General features: G+C 55.0%; 18 protein-coding genes. 7 read left to right on the top strand and 11 right to left on the bottom strand.

Going from position 1 to position 21,225, the window contains the following annotated elements; translation table 11 throughout:
• Positions 1–44: 44 nt before the first annotated feature.
• A complete protein-coding gene (locus NYR02_RS15080; RefSeq protein ID WP_260977181.1) occupies positions 45–566 on the bottom strand; it encodes a BLUF domain-containing protein in 522 nt (173 codons plus the stop codon).
• Between the two features lie 102 nt (positions 567–668).
• Positions 669–2,057 carry an aminotransferase family protein gene (locus NYR02_RS15075; protein WP_260977180.1) on the bottom strand — a complete coding sequence of 463 codons (1,389 nt, stop codon included), beginning with the start codon at positions 2,055–2,057 and terminating at the stop codon, positions 669–671.
• Positions 2,058–2,216: 159 nt separating this feature from the next.
• On the opposite strand from NYR02_RS15075, the gene NYR02_RS15070 reads away from it, so the two are divergent.
• The 4 genes from NYR02_RS15070 (at position 2,217) to astB (ending at position 7,624) form a co-directional block, all read left to right on the top strand.
• Positions 2,217–3,452, top strand: coding sequence for a hydrolase (locus NYR02_RS15070; protein WP_260977179.1), 1,236 nt, complete (start codon positions 2,217–2,219; stop codon positions 3,450–3,452).
• 274 nt (positions 3,453–3,726) lie between these two features.
• Positions 3,727–4,794, top strand: a complete 1,068-nt coding sequence (locus tag NYR02_RS15065; RefSeq protein WP_260977178.1) for an arginine N-succinyltransferase — start codon at positions 3,727–3,729, stop codon at positions 4,792–4,794.
• Positions 4,791–6,233 carry a succinylglutamate-semialdehyde dehydrogenase gene (gene astD / locus NYR02_RS15060; protein ID WP_260977177.1) on the top strand — a complete coding sequence of 481 codons (1,443 nt, stop codon included), beginning with the start codon at positions 4,791–4,793 and terminating at the stop codon, positions 6,231–6,233. The genes NYR02_RS15065 and astD overlap by 4 nt, the downstream gene beginning before the upstream one ends.
• Complete coding sequence (gene astB / locus NYR02_RS15055; protein ID WP_260977176.1) at positions 6,230–7,624, top strand: N-succinylarginine dihydrolase; 1,395 nt, start codon at positions 6,230–6,232, stop codon at positions 7,622–7,624. Before astD ends, astB begins: the two co-directional genes overlap by 4 nt.
• 55 nt (positions 7,625–7,679) lie before the next feature.
• On the opposite strand, the gene NYR02_RS15050 is transcribed toward astB, so the two are convergent.
• Both NYR02_RS15050 and NYR02_RS15045 read right to left on the bottom strand, forming a co-directional pair.
• Complete coding sequence (locus NYR02_RS15050; protein ID WP_260977175.1) at positions 7,680–9,053, bottom strand: class II fumarate hydratase; 1,374 nt, start codon at positions 9,051–9,053, stop codon at positions 7,680–7,682.
• 137 nt (positions 9,054–9,190) lie between these two features.
• Positions 9,191–10,081: a LysR family transcriptional regulator gene (locus NYR02_RS15045; protein ID WP_260977174.1), complete on the bottom strand. Its 891-nt coding sequence runs from the start codon at positions 10,079–10,081 to the stop codon at positions 9,191–9,193.
• 130 nt (positions 10,082–10,211) lie between these two features.
• On the opposite strand from NYR02_RS15045, the gene NYR02_RS15040 reads away from it, so the two are divergent.
• Positions 10,212–10,853, top strand: a complete 642-nt coding sequence (locus NYR02_RS15040; protein ID WP_260977173.1) for an NAD(P)-dependent oxidoreductase — start codon at positions 10,212–10,214, stop codon at positions 10,851–10,853.
• 327 nt (positions 10,854–11,180) lie between these two features.
• Positions 11,181–12,794 carry a methyl-accepting chemotaxis protein gene (locus NYR02_RS15035; protein ID WP_260977172.1) on the top strand — a complete coding sequence of 538 codons (1,614 nt, stop codon included), beginning with the start codon at positions 11,181–11,183 and terminating at the stop codon, positions 12,792–12,794.
• Between the two features lie 162 nt (positions 12,795–12,956).
• Here NYR02_RS15035 and NYR02_RS15030 read toward each other — a convergent pair whose 3' ends face one another.
• The 3 genes from NYR02_RS15030 to NYR02_RS15020 all read right to left on the bottom strand — a co-directional run bounded on the left by NYR02_RS15030 (position 12,957) and on the right by NYR02_RS15020 (position 16,208).
• A complete protein-coding gene (locus tag NYR02_RS15030) occupies positions 12,957–13,592 on the bottom strand; it encodes a hypothetical protein (RefSeq protein WP_260977171.1) in 636 nt (211 codons plus the stop codon).
• Positions 13,593–13,600: 8 nt separating this feature from the next.
• Positions 13,601–14,941 (bottom strand): peptidylprolyl isomerase, encoded by a 1,341-nt coding sequence (locus NYR02_RS15025; RefSeq protein ID WP_260977170.1) that lies wholly within the window; start codon positions 14,939–14,941, stop codon positions 13,601–13,603.
• 235 nt (positions 14,942–15,176) lie between these two features.
• A complete protein-coding gene (locus NYR02_RS15020; RefSeq protein ID WP_260977169.1) occupies positions 15,177–16,208 on the bottom strand; it encodes a phospholipase C/P1 nuclease family protein in 1,032 nt (343 codons plus the stop codon).
• Between the two features lie 557 nt (positions 16,209–16,765).
• Between NYR02_RS15020 and NYR02_RS15015 the strand changes: the two genes are divergently transcribed.
• Entirely contained in the window at positions 16,766–17,134 is a 369-nt protein-coding gene (locus NYR02_RS15015) for a hypothetical protein (protein ID WP_260977168.1), read from the top strand.
• An 87-nt stretch (positions 17,135–17,221) separates the two neighbouring features.
• On the opposite strand, the gene fba is transcribed toward NYR02_RS15015, so the two are convergent.
• The 4 genes from fba to NYR02_RS14995 form a co-directional block, all read right to left on the bottom strand.
• Positions 17,222–18,286, bottom strand: coding sequence for a class II fructose-bisphosphate aldolase (fba, locus tag NYR02_RS15010; RefSeq protein ID WP_260977167.1), 1,065 nt, complete (start codon positions 18,284–18,286; stop codon positions 17,222–17,224).
• Between the two features lie 69 nt (positions 18,287–18,355).
• Positions 18,356–19,606, bottom strand: a complete 1,251-nt coding sequence (locus tag NYR02_RS15005; protein WP_260977166.1) for a hypothetical protein — start codon at positions 19,604–19,606, stop codon at positions 18,356–18,358.
• 244 nt (positions 19,607–19,850) lie between these two features.
• Positions 19,851–20,021, bottom strand: coding sequence for a hypothetical protein (locus tag NYR02_RS15000; RefSeq protein ID WP_260977165.1), 171 nt, complete (start codon positions 20,019–20,021; stop codon positions 19,851–19,853).
• Between the two features lie 18 nt (positions 20,022–20,039).
• Entirely contained in the window at positions 20,040–21,200 is a 1,161-nt protein-coding gene (locus NYR02_RS14995) for a phosphoglycerate kinase (RefSeq protein ID WP_260977164.1), read from the bottom strand.
• Positions 21,201–21,225: the final 25 nt, after the last annotated feature.

Below are 21,225 nucleotides of genomic sequence, written 5' to 3'. Positions count from 1 at the left end.
CCACTATGTGCCCGACGGTCAGCGGCTGCACGCACGGTAAAAAATCAGCCGGTCAACCGTGCTAACCAACGACGCCAAAATGGTTGCTGTACCGCTGGTTGTTTTACCGCTGTTTCTTTTTCATCGTCAGCACCGGCATCATTACCGCTTACCTGCAATTCATGAAAAAACTGCACCAGTTGCTCAATATCTGTGGCCTTTAATTCGAACGGATTAAAGGCCTGATAGCCACGGGCCTGAAGAAATGACCGTACACTTTTTTCTGCCGGAATATATTTCATCGACCAGTTACTGAATAAGCGCTTTTCAATGGCGATGCGGCTGAGAATAACCTGATTATGATGGCGACTGTCTTCACAGATGCGCTGATACAAGCCATCAACAGCAGCGGCTTCGCCTTCCAGGCATTGCAGAAAAAAACCATCGCCCAGATACAGTACACCACCAATTTCACGCCGGCTGTTATTGTTACGTGACTGAGTCAGAATCCGGCCTAAGCGCGGATCAATCCGGTCGTTACCGACAGAAAACGACGCATGGCTGGCGTACACAAGGCGGATTAGCATGGGAATATCCAGATAATAAAAGTTCCGATATTGTCTGGGGCCGCCACAGACAACACCAATAAGTATTAATGATGATTGTTATAGGTAAAACTAATAATCTTATTAAGGAACCTCAGACAGCGGCGCCAACTGTTGGTTAATCGCCGTCTGTAATGCCATCACCAGGGTATCAATCTGTTCGCACGAGATGGTTAACGGCGGCGAAATAGCCAGCGTTGCCACACTGGGTAGTGGCCGTACAATAACGCCCAGTTCGCGTACCGCATTACTGACTTTAAGTGGCCATTTATCACCGGCATCCGGTAACCTCCTCTGCGCTTTATCAGCCACCAGCTGCACCCCGGCGAGTAAACCGCGACCGCGGATTTCACCGACATAAGGGTTGCTGTCTAAAACATCGTGCAGACGCTGATGCAGATAAGCACCGTTTTCCCGCGCTTTATCCACCAGCCCTTCGCGCTCCAGCAACTCAATATTCGCCAGTGCCACCGCCGCACCGACCGGATGGCCGGAATAGGTATAGCCGTGGGAAAAGGCGCCGAGTTTATCGGAACCCTGTTTCAGAACCTGCCAGACCTCATTGGTAATAAAGGCCGCCGACATCGGAAAATAGCCACTGGTCAGACCTTTGGCCGTGGCCATCATATCCGGCTCAAGGCCCAGCAGGGGTGAACCAAACCAGCTGCCCAGCCGGCCATAACCGCACACAACTTCGTCGGCGACCAGTAAAATATCGTGCTCAGCCAGCAGCGCTTTAAGCTTTTGATAATAACCGGCAGGCGGCTCGATAATGCCACCGGCGGCGTGAATCGGTTCGGCAAAAAAAGCGGCAATATTCTCGGCCCCGGTGGTGTTAATTAACTGCCGTATTTCGTCAATTAAACGCTCACAGAATTGCGCTTCGTCTTCACCGGGCAAAGCGCGGGTGTAAAAATGCGGACACTCCACCCGCAGCACAAAATCCAGCGGCAGCGGAAATTCTTTATGAAATCCACCCAGCCCGGTCAGGCTGGCGGTACTGACCGACGTACCGTGATACGCCTGCTGACGGGCGATGACTTTAATTTTTTTATGCTGGCCGCGCAGCGCATGATAATGCCAGGCGATTTTAATCAGCGTGTCGTTGGCATCGCTGCCGCCACTGCCAAAAAAGACTTTACCCAATCCGGCCGGCGCAATACTCAGCAGCTTTTCCGCCAGTTGCACCTGCCAGGGGTTCGAGGCATTGCTGAAGGTGTGGTAATAGCTGAGTTTTTCTGCGGCCTCTTTCATCGCCTGCGCCAGCTCGGCACGGCCATAACCGGCATTCACACACCAGAGTCCGCCCACCGCATCCAGATAACGCCGCCCCTGCGCGTCTTCGATCATGCAGCCATCGGCGGCGCAGATCATCTGCGGGCCATTGCTGAGCAATGCGCTGATGGATGATGCCGGATGCAATATCACGTCCGCATCCTCAGCGATCAGCTTTTTCAGGTCAGAATCGTCCATAAGGCACTCCTTTAATTTTTAAAGCGCATAAAAACAGACAAACCGGTCAGGCTGTATTTTCAGTGTAATCCGCTTCTGAGAAAGTAAACGGATTGCGGTAATGGTCATTGCCGATGCGTTAATGCTATACCTGTCACAGAACGAATGAAGGAGGCGTATATGCCCCTCACAGGCAATGCTGAGCGGCAGGCGCTGCTGGCCGCACTGGAAGCCCGCACCGGCAGTATGATCGATACTCTGCGGGCGTTATGTGAAATCAACTCCGGCAGCCGCCATCTGAGCGGCATCCGCCAGGTTCAGGCTGGCCTGCATCAGCTGTTTGCGCCGCTATCCGATACGGTGGAATACCGTGAACTGACGCCCCTCAGCCAGATTGCCGGCAACGGCAGCCTGCTCGAATCCCCCTGTGCACCAATGCAGATCTTCCGCGCCCGCCCCAACGCCCCATTGCAGATTCTGTTTACCGGCCACAGCGACACCGTCTTTCCGGCCAACAGCGCGTTTAACCAATGCGAAATCCGCGCTAACCGCCTGCACGGCCCCGGCACCGCCGATATGAAAGGCGGACTGGTGATGCTGGCCGAAGCCCTGCACTGGCTGCAGCAGTCGCCATTAAAAGATCACTTTGGTTTTACCCTCGCCATCTCCCCCGACGAAGAAATCGGCTCACCATCGTCTGCACCAGTATTGGCCGAACTGGCAACTCAGGCCCATGTCGGCATGACCTACGAACCGGCGCTGGAAGACGGCACGCTGGCCGGAGCGCGCAAAGGCAGCGGCAATTTTACCCTCAGCGCCCGTGGCCAGAGCACCCATGCCGGACGCGATTTCTTTTCCGGCCGCAATGCCGTACTGGCCATTGCCGATGCCGCACGGCTGCTGGCACAGCTCAGCGATCAGCAGCAGGGCATCACCGTCAACATTGGCCAGATCAGCGGTGGCGGTGCGGTAAATGTGGTACCGGATCAATGCATCTGCCGTTTTAATGTCCGCATGGATGAAGCCTCACAGATGGCCGTACTTGAACAACAGATGCAGCAGATCGTGCAAAAAGTGCAGGCCAGCAGTGGCTGTGAGCTGACCCTGCACGGCCACTTTAACCGCCCGCCCAAGCCGATGAACGAGCGCCAGCAGGCGCTGTTCAGCCTGCTGCATGAATGCGGTGCTGAGCTGGGTCTGGATATCCGCTGGGTTGCCACCGGCGGCTGCTGCGAGGGCAATAATCTGGCCGCCGCCGGGCTTGCCAATATCGATACCCTCGGAGTGCGCGGTGCCAATATTCATACCGAACAGGAATACGCCTGCACCGACAGTTTTGCCGAACGCGCGGCGCTGACGGTGGTCTTTATCGAAAAGCTGATTCAACAGAAGCTGTCTCAACCTAGGGCATGTTAACACTAAGTGAATCCGGCCTGCTGAGAGCCAGTTTTTCTCAGAACAAGGAAAGAGGAGTGATATTAGCGGGCTAAATGAATGACGAATGACGGCGTTAATGGGGAAAACTGGCCTCAGTCCGAAGGGTTATGGCTAAAAATTCCTCATCCAGCGTTGCTGTTCGTTCGCTTAACCCGTTAGGCCACACTCTCAGCGCCTTGCCTGAGGAATTTTTAGCTAATAACAGGCCTGTTTAATTAGTGTTAACAGGCCCTAACAAGGAGAACCCTGCCTTATGCTGATTGTCCGGCCGGCCATCGCCGCTGATGTACACGACCTGCTGGAGCTGGCAGAAAAAGCCGGTGAAGGTATGACCTCTCTGCCACAGGACGAAGGCGCCCTGCTCGACCGGATTCGGCTGTCCTGTGACAGCTTCGACCGCCAGGACAAACACCGCGACGACTTCTTTTTTCTGGTAATGGAAGACAGCCGCCACAACAAGGTGGTCGGCACCGCCGGCGTACACGCCATGACCGGTGCGCGTCAGGCATTCTATGCCTACCGGCTGATGAGCCTGACCCACCATTCCCACTCGCTGAACAAACAGGTCCGCAGCCAGCTGCTGCACCTGACCAACGACTACACCGACTGCTCCGAAGTCGGCACCTTGTTTCTTGATCCGGCTTACCGCGGCAACGGCCACTGGCTGGCGCGTTCGCGCTACCTGCTGATGGGGCTGTTTGCCGGACGCTTTGCCGAGTCGGTTATCGCCGAGCTGCGCGGCTGGACCGACGAACAGGGCAACAGCCCGTTCTGGGATGCCATTGGCCGCCACTTTTTTCAGATGGAATTCGATGAGGCCGACACCCTGTGCGGCATCGGCTCTAATCAGTTTATTACCGAGCTGATGCCCAAATACCCGATCTATACCAGCCTGCTGCCGGAAGCGGCCCAAGCCGTTATCGGCAAACCCGCCGACGCCGGCCGGCGCGCCAAACAACTGCTGGAGCTGGAAGGTTTCAGCTACGACCGGGTGGTGGATATCTTCGACGCCGGGCCATTGATGCGCGCCGAGCTGAGTAATATCCGCAGCGTACGCGCTATCCGCCAGCTGAGCAGCGCACTCTGCGCCGACACCAGCGACGATGAAGACGCCGATGACAGTCAGTCACTGATCATCGCCAACCCCAGCTGGCAGCAGTTCCGCGTGATCTGTACCGAAGCACAGCTGATTTCCCAACATGGACAGCTGATAGCGCAAAACGGCCAGCAGCGACTGGCGCTGAGCGCCAGCGCTCTGGGCCATCTCGGCGTACAACCCGGCCAGCCACTGGCCTTTATCCCGGAACAACTGGGGGCATGATGAGCCTGTTAATCAATGGTCAGTGGCTTGCGGGCGAAGGCCCGGAGTTTGAATCCTTAAACCCGGCCGACGCCACACCGGTCTGGCGTAAAGCCAGCGCCAGCGCCGCTCAGGTTGTTGCTGCCGTTGCCGCCGCCCGCACCGCCCAACCGGCCTGGGCCGCTCTGGGTTTTGAGCCGCGCCTGCAGATACTGCAGGCCTTTGCCGCACAGCTACAGCAGCAACAAGACGCTTTGGCCGGCACCATCAGCCTGGAAACCGGCAAGCCACACTGGGAAGCCCTGACCGAAGTCAGCGCCATGATCAACAAGGTTGATATCAGCATCCGCGCCTGTCAGCAGCGCACCGGCAACGACCAGCCCGGTCTGCAGCATCATGCCCACGGCGTGATGGCCGTATTCGGCCCTTATAATTTTCCCGGCCACCTGCCCAATGGCCATATTGTTCCGGCGCTGCTGGCGGGCAATTCCCTGGTCTTTAAACCCAGTGAAGAGACGCCATTATGCGCCGAAAAAACCGCAGAACTGTGGCAGGCCGCCGGTCTGCCCGCGGGCGTACTGAATCTGCTGCAGGGCGGGCGTGCGGTTGGCGAAGCTCTGGCGCAGCAGCCGATTGATGGCCTGCTGTTTACCGGTTCCTCCAATACCGGGCGCCTGCTGCACAGGCAGTTTGGCGGCCGTCCGGAAGTTTTGCTGGCGCTGGAGATGGGTGGCAACAATCCGTTAATTGTCGATGGCAATGTGCATGCGCAACACGCCGCCGAGCTGATTGTACGCAGCGCCTTTATCAGCGCCGGACAACGCTGCACCTGTGCCCGACGCCTGATTCTGACGGGGACAGAAGCACAAACTGACGCCATAGTTCAGGCACTGCTGGCGCTCTGCGCACGGCTGATTCTGCAACCAAAGGGCGATGAGCAGGCGTTTTACGGGCCGGTAATCAGCGCCCGTGCGCAGCAGCAATTGCTGGCCGCGCAACAACAGTTAATCAGCCTCGGCGGTAAAGCATTACTGAGTATGAGCGCCATTGGCAGCGCCGGTTTTTTACTGTCGCCAGGGCTGATCGATATGACCGGCGCGCAGCCCGCGCCGGATGAAGAATGGTTCGGCCCGCTGCTACAGCTGTACCGCACACCCCGCTTTGACGACGCCATCCAGCTGGCCAATAACAGCCGCTTTGGTCTGGCCGCTGGTTTAATCAGCGATGATCCACAACAGCAACAACAGTTCCGCGCGCAGATCCGTGCCGGGGTGATCAGCATCAACGCACCGACCGCCGGAGCCTCCAGCGCACTGCCGTTCGGCGGTATCGGTGCCAGTGGCAACCACCGCCCCAGCGCCTTCTATGCCGCCGATTACTGCGCCTGGCCACAGGCCATCAGCACTGGCCCGTTAACCCACGATTACGTTTCCCCTTCAGGTACAGGTTTCCGTCCATGAACACCCAGACTGCCCATCCGCAACAGGAACAACAGGCTCAACAGAGCGTAAAGGAAGTTAACTTTGACGGGCTGATCGGCCCGACTCACCATTACGGCGGTCTGGCCAGTGGTAACCTGGCCTCCAGCCGCAATGCCCTGAGCCGCTCCAGTCCGAAACAGGCGGCATTGCAGGGGCTGGAGAAAATGCGCACGCTGCTGAACATGGGTTATCCACAGGGCTTTATGCCACCGCAGATGCGCCCCGACCTGAGCGTGCTGCGCCGCCTTGGCTTCAGCGGCAGCGATCACCAGCTGCTGAACCGCACTGCGAAAGAATCTCCGGCGCTGCTGTCGATGGTGTATTCCGCTTCATCGATGTGGGCTGCCAATGCCGCTACCGTCACACCGTCCGCCGACAGCAACGACGGCCGGGTGCACTTTACCCCGGCCAACCTGATCACCACCGCCCACCGCGCCATCGAACATGAACAAACCTTCGCCACCTTAAATGCCATGTTCCCTGATAAAGAACGCTTTGCTGTGCATCCGGCGTTACCGGCGATTCACCGCTTTGCCGACGAAGGTGCGGCCAATCACACCCGCCTGAGTGCCGATTATCAGAGCCCCGGCGTAGGCTTATTTGTGTATGGCCGCGACACCAATACCGACCTCGCCGCGCTGACCTTTCCGGCACGCCAGAGCCGTGAAGCCTGCGAAGCCATCGCCCGCCAGCACGGTCTGCGCCATGCCGTTTTTTTACAGCAGAGCCGCCATGCGATTAATGCCGGTGCGTTTCATAACGATGTGGTCGCGGTCGGTAACGGGCCTGTGCTGTTTTTTCATGAGCAGGCTTACGAAGACAAAGCGCGCGACCGTGCCTTCAGTGAATTAAATCAGTGGCTGCCACTGCAAAGCCTGTGCGTACCGGCCAGCAAAGTCAGCCTCAGTGACGCCATCAGCAGTTATTTATTCAACAGCCAGTTGCTGGCCACCATGAACGCTGACGGCAGCGCCGATATGAACAACATGTGTTTAATTGCCCCTTCAGAATGCGCCGATAATCAGGCCGTAAAAACCTATCTGAATGAACTACGGACCGATCACAGCCAGCCTATCCGTCAGGTGCAGTTTGTCGATGTGCGCCAGAGTATGAGTAACGGCGGCGGCCCGGCCTGCTTACGTCTGCGGGTGATATTAACGGCCCACGAACGGGCGGCGGTAAATCCGGCCTTTATGCTCAGCGACGAAAAAATCAATAGCTTACAGGATTGGGTAAAACGTCATTACCGCGACGAATTAATTCCCGCCGATCTGGCCGACCCTGCCCTGTTTGATGAATCACAGAATGCTCTGGATGAGCTGACCCAAATGCTCGGACTGGGAAGTTTTTATAGTTTTCAGCAAGCATAAAAAACGCTGAAAAATAACTGGCGCGGCTATGAATATACCGCGCAGATTTAAACGCTCATTTACCTGTTAACAGTTTAGGATCAAGCAGACGCTCCAGCTCTTCCCGGCTTAAATCGGTATATTCCAGTGCCACATCAATCACCGGGCGGTTTTCTTTATACGCCTGTTTGGCGATGTCGGCGGCTTTTAAATAACCAATCACCGGATTTAATGCGGTTACCAGAATCGGGTTACGTGCCAGCGCTTTATTCAGATTATCTTCGTTTACCTTAAAACCACTGATGGCGTTATCAGCCAGTAAACGGCTGACATTGGCCAGCAGACTCAGACTTTCACACAGATTACGCGCCACCAGCGGCAGCATGACATTTAACTCGAAATTACCAGACTGACCGGCGATGGTAATCGCGCTGTCGTTACCAATTACCTGCGCACAGACCATCGCCACCGCCTCAGGAATTACCGGGTTTACTTTGCCCGGCATAATAGACGAGCCGGGTTGCAGTGCCGGTAATTCAATTTCGCCCAATCCGGCCAATGGCCCGGAATTCATCCAGCGTAAATCATTGGCGATTTTCATTAATGAAACTGCACAGGTTTTTAACTGGCCCGACAAGGCCACGGCAATATCCTGGGTAGCTATATGGGTGAACGGATTCTCTGCCGGGGTAAAAATCATGCCGGTTAATACCGACAATTCGGCACAGAATGCACCGGCAAACTGCGCATGAGCATTTACCCCGGTACCGATGGCGGTACCGCCCTGTGCCAATGACTGAATCGCCGGCTGCTGCATTTTTAATGTGTGGATATTCTGCGTAATCTGCGTAGCCCAGCTGTTCAGGCTCTGATCCATACGCAACGGCATGGCATCCATTAAATGGGTGCGGCCGGTTTTGACAATATGCGCAAGGCTCGCGGCTTTGCGTTCGATGATTTTTTGCAGATGCTCCAGCGCCGGTAATAATTGTTGCTGTAATAATAAAGCGGCGCTGATATGAATCGCCGAGGGAATGCTGTCGTTACTGCTCTGACCAGCGTTAACGTGATCATTCGGACTGACCGTTTTTTGCAATGCGCGGGCGGCCAGCGTGGCCAGCACTTCGTTGGCATTCATATTGGAGCTGGTGCCGGAACCGGTCTGAAATACGTCCAGCGGAAAATGCTGCATCATGTCCGGGCTCTGCAGCAACGACTGTGCGGCCTGTTCAATGGCGGCAGCGATGTCTTTATCCAGTTCACCCAACTTGCCGTTGGCGCGGGCAGCTGCGGCTTTTACCAGCAACAATGCACGGATAAACGGCTCAGGCAGAGTCTGACCACTGACCGGAAAATTATTAATCGCGCGCTGAGTCTGGGCACCGTACAGGGCATCAGCCGGTACCTGTAGCTCGCCCATGCTGTCACGTTCGCTGCGCAAGTCGCTCATGCTGTGTTCCTCTGTGCGTTAACCGGCTGATTTCCTTCGACGATAAAGAAGCGGACGCGGTTCGGCCAATACTCATTCGTTATCAGGCTGATAAGAATAACGATAAGCATGCATATATCGGTTTATCAGGCGGAGACTCAGGGCCGCAACACATCCTGCTGCCAATACTGCGCCGCAAAATCAATAAAGGCGCGGATAACCGGTTGTTGATAACTGCGCGACAGGTATACCGCCCACAGCGCATGCTGCGGCAGCGGATACGCTTCCAGCAGCGGCTGTAACGCACCACTGGCCAGCAGCGGATTGCCGAGGTCGCAGGGCAGCCGGGCAATGCCCATGCCCTTGCAGGCGGCACGCACCAGCACGCCCATGTCATTCGCAAACAACGTGCCATTCACCTCCTGCTCCAGCAGCTGCCCGTCATGTAAAAACTGCCAGCGCTGCTGCATCAGATGAATCAGACAATTATGCGTGGCCAGCTCCGCCGGTGTTGCCGGCTTGCCATAACGGGCCAGGTAGTCCGGGCTGGCACAGAGCATGGAATCGACCGCCATCAGCCGCCGGGCTATCAGACTGTCATCGGGCTGCACGGTATAACGCAGAGCGATATCCACCCGCTCATCCACCAGTTGGGCGTTTTTATCCGACAACAGCATGTAAAACCGCACCTGCGGATGCTGAGCACTGAAGCTGTCGATCAGATCCAGCAGCAGGTTTTGTCCAAGGCCAATCGGGCTGGCAATACGGATATCGCCGACCAGCTCAGCGGTGTGCAGCCGCGCGCGGCTCTCCAGCTCAGCCGCTTCGCTGAGAATGCGCTCACAGTAACGCAGCGCTTCTTCTCCGGCGGTGGTCAGGCTGACCCGGCGCGTGGTGCGGTGTAACAGGCGCAGCTGCAGCCAGTCTTCCAGCTCCTGTACATCGCGGCTGATGCGCAGGCGGCTCTGGCCGAGCTGCTCAGCCGCTGCGGTAAAACTGCCGCAGGCGGCGACTTCAACAAAACTGCGCATGGCATTGAGTTTATCCACAGTCGCCTCTTATTTGATCAGAATCAGATACAAACTCGATCATATATGAATATTTATCGCGACACACCGAACCAATAGACTGGTCGCATTCAAACACAAACAACCGCTTTCAAACACAAGAGGACAGATTATGAAAATTGCAATTATTGGTGCGACCGGCTGGATTGGCTCAACCCTGGTAGCGGAAGCACAAAGCCGCGGCCACGATGTCATCGCCATTGCCCGCAACAGCAGCAAAATCGCGGCCACGGGTGTCGATAAACGCAGCCTCGACCTGACAACCGGCGACAGCGCCAGCATCGCTGCCGCAGTTGCCGGTGCCGATCTGGTGATAGCCAGTATCGGTGGCCGTGCGGCTGGTAACCATGAGATTGTTGCCGCGTCTGCTCAGCGTCTGCTTAATGAATTACCGGCAGCCGGAGTTAATCGTCTGCTGTGGGTGGGTGGTGCCGGCAGTCTGGAAGTTGCGCCCGGCGTCACCCTGTTATCGCTGCCGGAATTTCCGGAGGCGTATAAAGGCGAAGCCACCGCTCAGGGCGAAGCACTGGCGGTATTCCGCAACAGCGACAGCGCCGTTAACTGGACCTTTATCAGCCCGGCGGCAGAAATCTTCCCCGGTGAGCGTAGCGGCCACTACCGCACTGGCGGCGATAGCCTGGTCAGCGACAGCGAAGGCAAGAGCCGTATTTCAGTACAGGACTATGCCGTGGCAATGATTGATGAAGCCGAAAATAATGCTCATCCAAAACAGCGGATGGGTGTTGCTTACTGAGAGTAGTAACCACAATAAAAGGAGGCTTTGCCTCCTTTTATTTTTCCATTAATTACCTACGGTTTTTCTGGAAACAATCTGCAAAAAACACCAGATATCCCGCTTTAATTTGCACTTATTTCCGCCGGCCTTTATCAACAACTTTACGTAACCACAGGTTGTGCCCGGTAACCTCCGGTAACGGCTGCGATAAAAACGCAGGAAACTTGTTGCGCCTTTGTAGCGCGACCGCTTTTTGTCATAAAACCTTCATATTCCCCGCCTAAAAGCTGCAGCCATAACTTCTATTCTTTTCACAACGTTTGCTTAATAACGAGTGCAGCACTTATGCGTATCCGACACCGATTAATTTTAATGGCGGCTTTACCGGCCTTACTGGCCAGCATCATGTTCTTTTATGTCTGGCAACAAATGCCCCAGGTGGTGAATAACGCCACGCGCTTATTTGAGCAACGCATGCAGCCGGTATGGCTGTTAAGTGGCATAAGCCGGGCTTATGCCACTGGTGTGGTGGATGTTGCTCATCAGAGCCGGGCACAAATGCTGCTCTGGGATGACGCTGGCCAACGTCTGCAACAGGCGCGAGAGCAGATTGAAAACAACTGGCAGCTATATCTGAGCAGCGGCCTGACCGGTACCGAGCAGGAAGCCATCCGTCAGCAGGCCGGTGCTTATGACAAAGCACTGGCCGTCATTACCCGTTTACAGCAGTTTGTTGCCGAGCATGAGTCGTACAGCATGGGCAGCTATATCGACATGGATATGTATCCGCAACTGGCGCCGATGCTGCAATTAACCGACCAGCTGATCAACCTGCAAACCGGGCTCGCTGCAGAAGGCCAGCAGCAGGCGCTGAGCGATACCCGCGCCACCATCCGCACCATTGCCGTTATTGCCGCAATCACCATCGCCGCGATGCTGGCGCTGGGCTGGCTCGGTTACCACCGCATACTCAACCCGCTGCGGGCCATCCGTAACCATGTGATTGATATTGAACGGAGTAAAGATCTGAGTCGCCGTACCGGCATCAACAGTGAGGATGAGCTGGGTGAACTGGCTGCAGCCTTCGATAGCATGCTGGGCACGATGGCTGCGACGCTGGGCGGTATGCACAGCAATGGCCAGCATCTCAGCCGCGCCGCCGGAACGCTGCTGCAACTGGCGCAGGAAACCGGCCAGGTGGCACAGCAGCAGGTGCAGGAAGCGGCTACCAATGGTCAGCAGATGGAGCGCGTGGCCGCCGCAGCAGAGGAAGTTCGCGATGTGGCTCAGAGTGCAGAAGCAGCAACGCTAGAAGCCGCCTCGCGGGTAAACGAAGGTAGTGCCACCGTGCAACAGCTGGTCGGCGCGATCGGTCGTTCAGGGGTGCAGGTACAACAAGCCGCCGCTGAAGCCGAGTCGTTACGGCGCCATTCGGAAAATATCGGCAAAGTGCTGGATGTCATCAACAGCATTGCCGAACAAACTAATCTGCTGGCACTGAATGCCGCGATTGAAGCCGCCCGGGCCGGTGAGCAGGGGCGCGGTTTTGCCGTGGTCGCCGACGAAGTGCGCACGCTGGCCAGCCGTACCTCGGCCTCTACCCGCGAGATTCAGCAACTGGTGGACGATCTGCAGCAGGGAGCCAATCACACCGCCAGCGATCTGGCCGGAGTGAATCAATTGAGTGAGCAGATGGTGAGCCATGCGCAACAGGCCGGTGATGCGCTGCATGCCATCCAGCAATCCGTGGAGGCTATGCGTCAGACCAGCGAGAGTGTGTCGCGCCTGAGCGGTGAACAATTGCAGTTAAGCCAGAGCATCCAGAGCCGCAGCGCAGAAGTGACGCAGCAATCACGCCGCACCGAAGAAAAGGCCAACGACACCAAACAACTCAGCCATGAACTGGCTGGTCTGGCGGAACAGCAGCGACAGGCACTGCTGGTATTTAATGTGAACTGAGAGCGAAGGCATTCCTAAGCTTAAATTCGTATTGTCCGGCTTTAACGAGTTCGATAGTCTCAGTAATCCACTCTTTGGCAAAGGTGCTGCTCAGCCCGGCTGACAGCCCTTTGTTCCGTTTTCTTGTTTCGTTTTTTCTTCTGTTCTGCGATGAATGAATGGCTAATTAACAGCCGGTAACCAGTTATCTTCCGGTTTAAAGGACTCCTGCATAATATCCGGGTTTTCCTGCTGCAGCTTGAGGGCCATTGCTTCAATTTTGCGGATTTTTTCCCGCGCAAAGGCGACCTCTTCTTCGCTGATACCGCCCGCCTCTGCCTGATCAATGTATTGCTGAATCAATGCCGTTTTCTGTTTACTGGCTTCAACAAAGGCGCGGAACATACGTTTTTCCTGACGCTGTTCATAGGCGAGGTATTGCTCTTCATCGGCCAGCTCTTCAGCCGTCGGCATTTCCCGCGGACGCGAGGGAGAGAGTTTGGGCGCACGCGGGTCGCCGTTAATCCGCGCCGCCTGCATACTGGCAATGGCATCGCGGTTCAGCCGTGGCAACCAGGCGTCCAGTTCGCTGTTATCCAGATCATGGATGGCGCTGTCTGCGGTTTTTCCCTTCGCAGAATCCGGCGCAGCCGGTGCCTGCAATGGCGGCACAACCGTTGGTGTGTAAACCGGCTCCTCTGTCTGCGGCAGAGCATGATTCTCCCCCACCAGCACATCCACCTGACGCAGCCATAACAAAGCCGCAATCAGACCCGCACCGCCACTCAGCAGCAGAACGTTTATCCATGTTGCCTTCATAATGCCCCTCAGCTCTGTGGCTTCAGGCGACGGTTAAGCTGGATATTGGCTTCGTTACGCAGTTTTTTCTGCAGCGTCTGTAAATCCTGCTGCAGTGCTGCCCGCGCCAGTTCGTGTGAGAGTTCATAACGCACGCCTTCGTCGCTCAGCGGTAAATAACCATCCACCCGCTCATCCACCCAGAGAATTTCGTACACCACATCGCCTTCATTCTGTGGACTGCGAAATGCCGGTGACACCTGCCCTTCAGGTTGTACAAAGGCCACCGAGTGCAACCAGGTGCGGTCTTTTTCGCCGCGCTTAAGCCAGCCCAGTTCGCCGCCGTTGTCTTTATCGGCGGCAATCGAATAGCGCTTAACGGCATCGGCAAAGGATAAGCCGCCGCGAATTTCGGCCACAACAGCATCGGCCTGAGCCTGATCAGCCAGGCGAATATGGCGCACTTTAGCGCGCTCGACCACGCGGAAATCGTCTTTATGTTCGTCGTAGCCGGCACGCAATTCGGCGTCGGTAATGGTGGCTGCACGTGCGCGCAGGGCCGAATTATCATCATGGATATCCATATTAATACCCATACTTTCCATTAAGCGCAGACGATGTTCCTGATTCAGAATCACCTGCTGCAGCGCCTGCCAGTCTTCAGCAGAGAGCTGTTTTTTACTCCAGTTCAGTACGTACAGACCACCGACGTATAACCTTGTCTGCTGTTGTAAATAATCGAGGTTACCGCTTTGCAGCGCCAGACGGCCCTGCACATTCTGACGCTGATAAATATCCAGCAGACTGACGTTGCCGCCTTCTGCCAGTTCCGTGTTCAGCACGGCAAAACCGGCCGCCGCGGTTTTCTGTTCCGCTGTCAGATCAATGGTCAGCCCTGGCTGCAGTTTAATCAGCGCATTCAGACGCTCCACATTCAGTTCAGGATTCCACTGCACCAGACTGGAGAAATTATTGCCCGGCAACGCATTGACGCTGGCGACAATCTGATCGTTAAAATAATCACGCAGCAACGATACCAGCCGGTTATGGCGTTCAACACTGGCGGCAAATGCCACGCGGTTTTCCGGATTCAGCTGCTCTGCACTGAGATGGGTACGGGCGTAATCCGCCATTAAGGCATCATCGAGTAATTGTTGCAGAATGGTTTGCAGGGTCAGAGTCCGGCCACTGGCCTGTGCCGCTTTTTGTTGCTTGTGCAGAAAAATATCCAGCAGGGTACGACTCAGGGGAAGATCGCCGACACGGGCAATCTGCTCTTCATGTTCAAGACTGTACTGAATGCCTGCCGAGGCCTGAGCAGGCAACAGAAAAGACAGCATAACGGCAAAGAATACGGCGTATTTTTTCATGGCTTCGTTACAGATCCGGTGGCGGTGTTAACTGGAATAATGACCGGTATGAATGACAAAGTCTTTTTCCGGGCAAAAAAAAGCAGGATGATCCTCACGCAAATCATCCTGCCAAACACCTGAAAAAAATTTCAGAGTGGGGCCTTCACAACGGCTGCCCTGACAATCCATAGCGGGGCAACCTTTGTGATCGTGGGCAGCGGCATCCTTTTTAAGATGCCATTGCCACTATCCTTTAAAAACGATTGGCAGCATGGTTCAGCACATGCACCGTCATAGCGATGGCGTGTGGAATAACCACTTGTGCTACCTGGGTGCGGTCACTGGCTGACGTGCTGCTCAGCACGATACCGCCCTGGCTGTAAGAGATCGCCCCGCCCTGGGTCAGCAGCGGACGAATGTCTTTCTGATTAGCCGGTACCGGAGTAAAGCTGTTCAGCGCATTGGTCACCAGCGAATCGTTATTCAGATCCAGCGCGGTGTAATTGTCTTCTACCCAACCTTCCCAGCCGGAATGGTTCAGGTCAGAGGTGGTCCAGGTGTGATGCGGTTGCAGCAGGTCGGTGGTGTGCAGAGTGAAACCCAGCATCTGTGCGGTCGGGTTTTTCCAGAATTCGTTGTACCAATGCTGACCGAGGTTATCGATTGGCTGGAACGGGATTTTTTCGAAATCCTTATACATATTTTTATTGGAGCTGCTGCCCTGACGGTAGTTCGCTTCGGTAATACCGTAGCTGTTGTATTCGGAGTCTTCTGAACACGACCAGAAGAAGCACCAGCCGGTCATACCGCCTTTGCCATCATCCAGGTGATCGCCCACCAGCCAGGTGGCGGCCAGATTATCCACAGCACCCCAGACAGTCAGCAGGTCGTAGTTATAACCGCCCAGATCATTACCATGGGCATCACCACCGCGGGTGTGGTTCTGGAAGTGCCAGTAAGAGGTGTACTTAACGATAGACGCGCCCGCGCCCCATACCGGCGCTTCAACACAGTCACCGGTGACCGCACCACAAATAAACGTATCGGCAAAGTCATCCACATCGTAAGCACCCTGCCCCAGAACTTCAGCAAATTGCTCCATGCTGTAACCGGCGGCCTGTGCTGCAGCAGCCAGTTTGTTGTATTCGGTGGTATCCGGGTGCGCCGCCATATAGCTGATGGCATCTTTTACAATGCGCTTATGGGTTGGCTGAGTGAATGCTTCAGCATTCATTGCACCGAGAGTCAGTGCTGCGCTGACAGAAAGGGCCAGAGTGTGTTTCATAGTGGATTCGCCTGTGTGTTTTTTGGTCTCTCTAAACTCGCACAGCATTGTGAATACCGCATTGCAATGCGGTTACGACTCTGAGCCGTAGCCCTGAGTCGTAAACCAGGGTCTGTACAATGAATAACGAGCGTGTTTTTTATTTTTTAAAACCGTCACGACGACCGTGATGCGCTAAGACTAATAACTGAGAATGGTCTACGACAATACGTACTCCGGCACTTGGCCTGAATGGGGGCGGATTAATTTCAAACTGTCCCAAACGGTGAATACGGCGACTTTTTTGGACCATACTTAATAACACAGATATTAATTATGCCGTGATTTTCCGTATTGGTCAGACCATACCTGAAAGCAAAAAAAGCCAGATAATCATGGAATTAACCGATTTATGGAAATAATAAACGAGCAGCAACCACGGCGATTTTTCACTCTTGCGCTCAGTATGTATTCTGTAGCGGTAAGATACTGATATTCTTATTGGCTAAGAATATTGTGCGCCGGCACGGATCTGTGCTGCTACGATCACACTGAACTTTTTACACAGGATGCACGCCATGAAACGACCGCTGGGCTTTATTCTGCTGGCGACGCTGATTCCCGCCAGTGAAGCACTCGAAGTGGGCCGCGATGCATGGACGAACGCCATGACCACCGCACTGCCCAATGCGTTTTGCCAGCCGCAACAATTCTTCCGCCAATGTTTTGATGTCAGCGAAGCACAGTGCCTGCAGACGTCCAGCCAGACGACCAAGCACTGCCTGCAACAATTTTCAGCGCAATTTCCGCCGGTATTCCAGCAACCAACCGACGGTTCGTACTGGGGAACCAAAGTTGGTGAGTGTGCCGGCGAGGCCTATCAGACAACGCTGAGCGAAGAATTTAAAAATACCGCCAAATGCAATGACGTAAACCAATGGCTTTGATCGGAATAAAGCCCGGTAAGCATTAAAGAAATAAAAAAACCCGCTTGCGCGGGTTTTTATTTAGCCGGTAAATAAACGCTCAGGCGCTCAGTTTACTTTGGCATTCAGTTCGCCACTCGCGTAACGCAGGAACATATTGTCCAGAGAGATCGGTTTGATCTTAGAAGCGTTACCAGCAGTACCGAAGGCTTCGTAACGGGCGATACAGATATCGCGCATTGCGGTCACGGTCTGGGCGAAGAATTTACGCGGATCGAACTCGCTTGGGTGTTCAGCCATCATACGACGCATCGCACCGGTAGAGGCCAGACGCAGGTCGGTATCGATGTTCACTTTACGCACGCCGTGCTTAATGCCTTCCACGATTTCTTCAACCGGCACACCGTAGGTTTCTTTAATGTCGCCGCCGTACTGGTTAATAATCGCCAGCCATTCCTGCGGTACAGAAGAAGAACCGTGCATCACCAGATGCGTGTTCGGAATACGCTTGTGGATTTCCTTGATGCGATCAATCGCCAGGATATCCCCTGTTGGTGGTTTGGTGAATTTGTACGCGCCGTGGCTGGTGCCGATGGCAATCGCCAGAGCATCGACCTGAGTACGCTTAACAAAGTCAGCCGCTTCTTCCGGATCGGTCAGCATCTGGCTGTGATCCAGTACACCTTCTGCGCCGATGCCATCTTCTTCACCGGCCATACCGGTTTCCAGCGAACCCAGACAACCCAGTTCGCCTTCGACTGATACACCACAGGCGTGCGCCATATCGACGGTGCGCTTGGTCACATCAACGTTGTAGTCATAGCTGGTTGGGGTTTTACCGTCTTCACCCAGAGAGCCATCCATCATCACTGAGCTGAAGCCCAGCTGGATAGAACGCTGACAGACGTCCGGAGAGGTACCGTGATCCTGGTGCATACACACCGGAATATGCGGAAACTCTTCAATCGCGGCCAGAATCAGGTGACGCAGGAACGGTGCACCTGCGTATTTGCGGGCACCGGCAGACGCCTGAACAATCACCGGAGAATCGGTCTTGTCGGCGGCTTCCATGATGGCGCGCATCTGTTCCAGGTTGTTCACATTAAATGCCGGTACGCCGTAGCCGAATTCGGCGGCGTGATCCAGCATCTGACGCATGCTGATTAATGCCATGTCAAAATACCTTAACTGTGAAAATTGGCTGGCCGCTATTCTAACGGCTTATGTTGTGGATAGAAACGGCTATTGGCTACTGTCCATACCGGCGTGGCCACTCTCCCGACCGATGCTGCGGATCATCTCCTCCTGCCACTTTGCCTGAGCCGCCTCAAATTGCTCAAGCGCCGCCGCCAGTGGCTGCCAGCGTTCCTGCGGCCACAGTTGCTGCAGAAAAGTGGCTTCGTTGCAGGCGGAAAACTCGCGGGCGGTGACAAAAAAATCAGCCGTAACAGTCAGCAGGCGGGACGCACGCAGTGATGTTTCAAGCTGGCGACACAGAGTCAGATAAAAATCGACCATGATCTGCTCGGCCTGTTCGTAATCCAGCTCCTCGATCTGAGCATTGATACGGTCAAACAACGCATCATGCTCACCATGCAGGCGGATGCCGTCGAAATCATCCTCGGTAAAGAGTTCACAGTCCGGCGCATTCAGCCACAGCAGTGGGTAATCATCGCCGCTATCTGTTATCTCATGCGGCTGAATCAGCGCGATGGTCGGCGGTAAAGGCCCCTGGTCTGAGTATTCGAACAGGAAACAGCCAACGGTATTGGCAACCGGTGCCGCCTGCAGATCCGCCAGAATCTTATCGTGCAGGGCTGAGCGCGCCTGCTCCAGCATCTCCTGCAGTGACAGCGCTTCGTACGAGCGGTCATAGACAATGCTGTTCTGCGTCAGGTTGCGGATAACCTCAACCTCACCATCAACACTGAATTCAACCAGACTTTCCATATACGGCGTCAGCTCAGGTGCAACACCGACGTCTGGCATGCGAGCGGAACGCTCAATAATGCGCACACCTGCGGCACTCCACTCATAATCACTGACTTTTACACCGTATTCACGGGCAGTGATAAAAGTAAGCGGATAACCCTCGGCATCTTTTTTCAGAAACTCGATAACAATGGGTTTAACGTCATCTCCGTTGCGATAAATCTGCTGACGGCAGGCCCAGTCGCCAACCTGATAAAACGCCGTGTCATAGCTGACGTCGTCCCCCATCAGCCACTTACTGGCACGTAACTGCCCTTCCTTCATCGCCACCACAATGATGCCATCCGCTGTTGTGTCCATCTCATCGACCGACGGGTAAATCGCGCAGCGTTCCTGTGGAACATGATGAAGGTATTGGGCGAAGGGCTCTAATGAGAAAAAGTCCAGACTGGCAAAGCCAACCTGATACTCACCGGACATCAGCTCATCCAGCGACAGGCTGCCAAATTGTGCCGACAATATCGTGCTGAATAACTCAGCAATCTGTTGGAGAGGATTCATCCCTGGACTCCTTGAATGAAGGCGTTGCCGTTATTAGAGCGGATATATATTCCGAAACATAGCTAGCAGGCCGTTGATTTTCGTCTTCGAGGCAGTCAATGCAAGGCAAAAACCGGCGAAAAAGCGCAGTTTACAGGTCGTAAATGAGCATTTTGAGTCGGTTTTTAACACTGCAGTGGCAACGCAGATAGAAAATCAACAGCCTGCTAGGAAAACCCGGCATGGGCACGCCGGGTTTTCTGCATCAGAAGTCGCGCAACGTATCGCGCGGCAGTTGTTGTGGAACGCCGATGGCTTCAAAGTCGCGATTCTGGCGCTCAGCCGATTGTTTGGCGGCGCTGTCGTCATCCACGTTATGTGGCGTTGCACTGCAGCCAGACAGACCGGCGATCAACAGAATCGATAAATAACGCATCGTCATTCCTCTGCCCTCTTACTTAGCACGCTCTTCCAGAATCGCGACGGCAGGCAGTACTTTGCCTTCGACGAATTCCAGGAAGGCACCGCCTCCGGTGGAGATGTAAGACACTTTGTCGGCAATCTCATACTTATCAACCGCGGCCAGAGTGTCACCACCACCGGCAATGGAGAATGCGTCGGATTCGGCAATGGCCAGCGCCAGGGCTTTGGTACCTTCACCAAACTGGTCGAATTCGAATACGCCGACCGGGCCGTTCCAGATAATGGTTTTGGCGCTTTTCAGCTGCTCGGCCAGTGCTTTGGCGGAATCTGGGCCGATGTCGAAGATCATATCGTCGGCTTCGACCGCGTCGGCACTCTTCAGAGTAGCGACGGCGCTTTCTGAAAACTCTTTACCGCATACCACATCGGTCGGCAGAGGAATGGAGACTTTTTCCATCAGTTTTTTTGCTGCCGGAATCAGGTCGTCTTCACACAGGGATTTTCCCACTGGCTTACCGGACGCTGCCAGGAAGGTATTGGCAATACCACCACCGACGATGATCTGATCACAGATATCGGACAGACTTTCCAGCACTTCCAGCTTGGTCGAGACTTTTGAGCCACCAACAATCGCCACCAGCGGACGCGCCGGAGTCGCCAGCGCTTTGCCCAGTGCATCCAGTTCAGCCGCCAGCAATGGGCCGGCACAGGCAACCGGAGCGAATTTAGCCACACCATGAGTAGACGCCTGAGCGCGGTGTGCGGTACCAAAAGCATCCATCACGAAGACGTCGCACAGCGCGGCATACGCCTGGGCCAGTTCGTCGGCGTCTTTTTTCTCGCCTTTGTTAAAGCGTACGTTTTCCAGCAGCACCACTTCGCCGGCGGCGACTTCAACGCCTTCGCGGAAATCTTTAATGACGTTAACGTCACGGCCAAGTAAACCGGCCAGGTGAGCCGCAACCGGCTTGATGGACGACTCTTCGTCGTAGACGCCTTCTTCAGGACGGCCCAGATGCGACATAACAATCACTTTTGCACCGGCAGCCAGCGCCAGTTGAATGGTTGGCAGAGACGCACGGATACGCGCATCGGAGGTTACCTTGCCGTTCTTTACCGGAACGTTCAGGTCTTCACGAATTAAAACGCGCTTACCACTCAGATCAAGATCGGCCATTTTCAATACAGTCATGATAATTCCACTCACGATATCCATT

Origin of the sequence: Thalassolituus pacificus (genome assembly GCF_025318105.1) — a bacterium.
GTDB lineage: Bacteria > Pseudomonadota > Gammaproteobacteria > Pseudomonadales > Oceanobacteraceae > Venatoribacter > Venatoribacter pacificus.
Note: the sequence above shows the minus strand (reverse complement) of the source record. Positions and strands in the feature narration are given on the sequence as shown.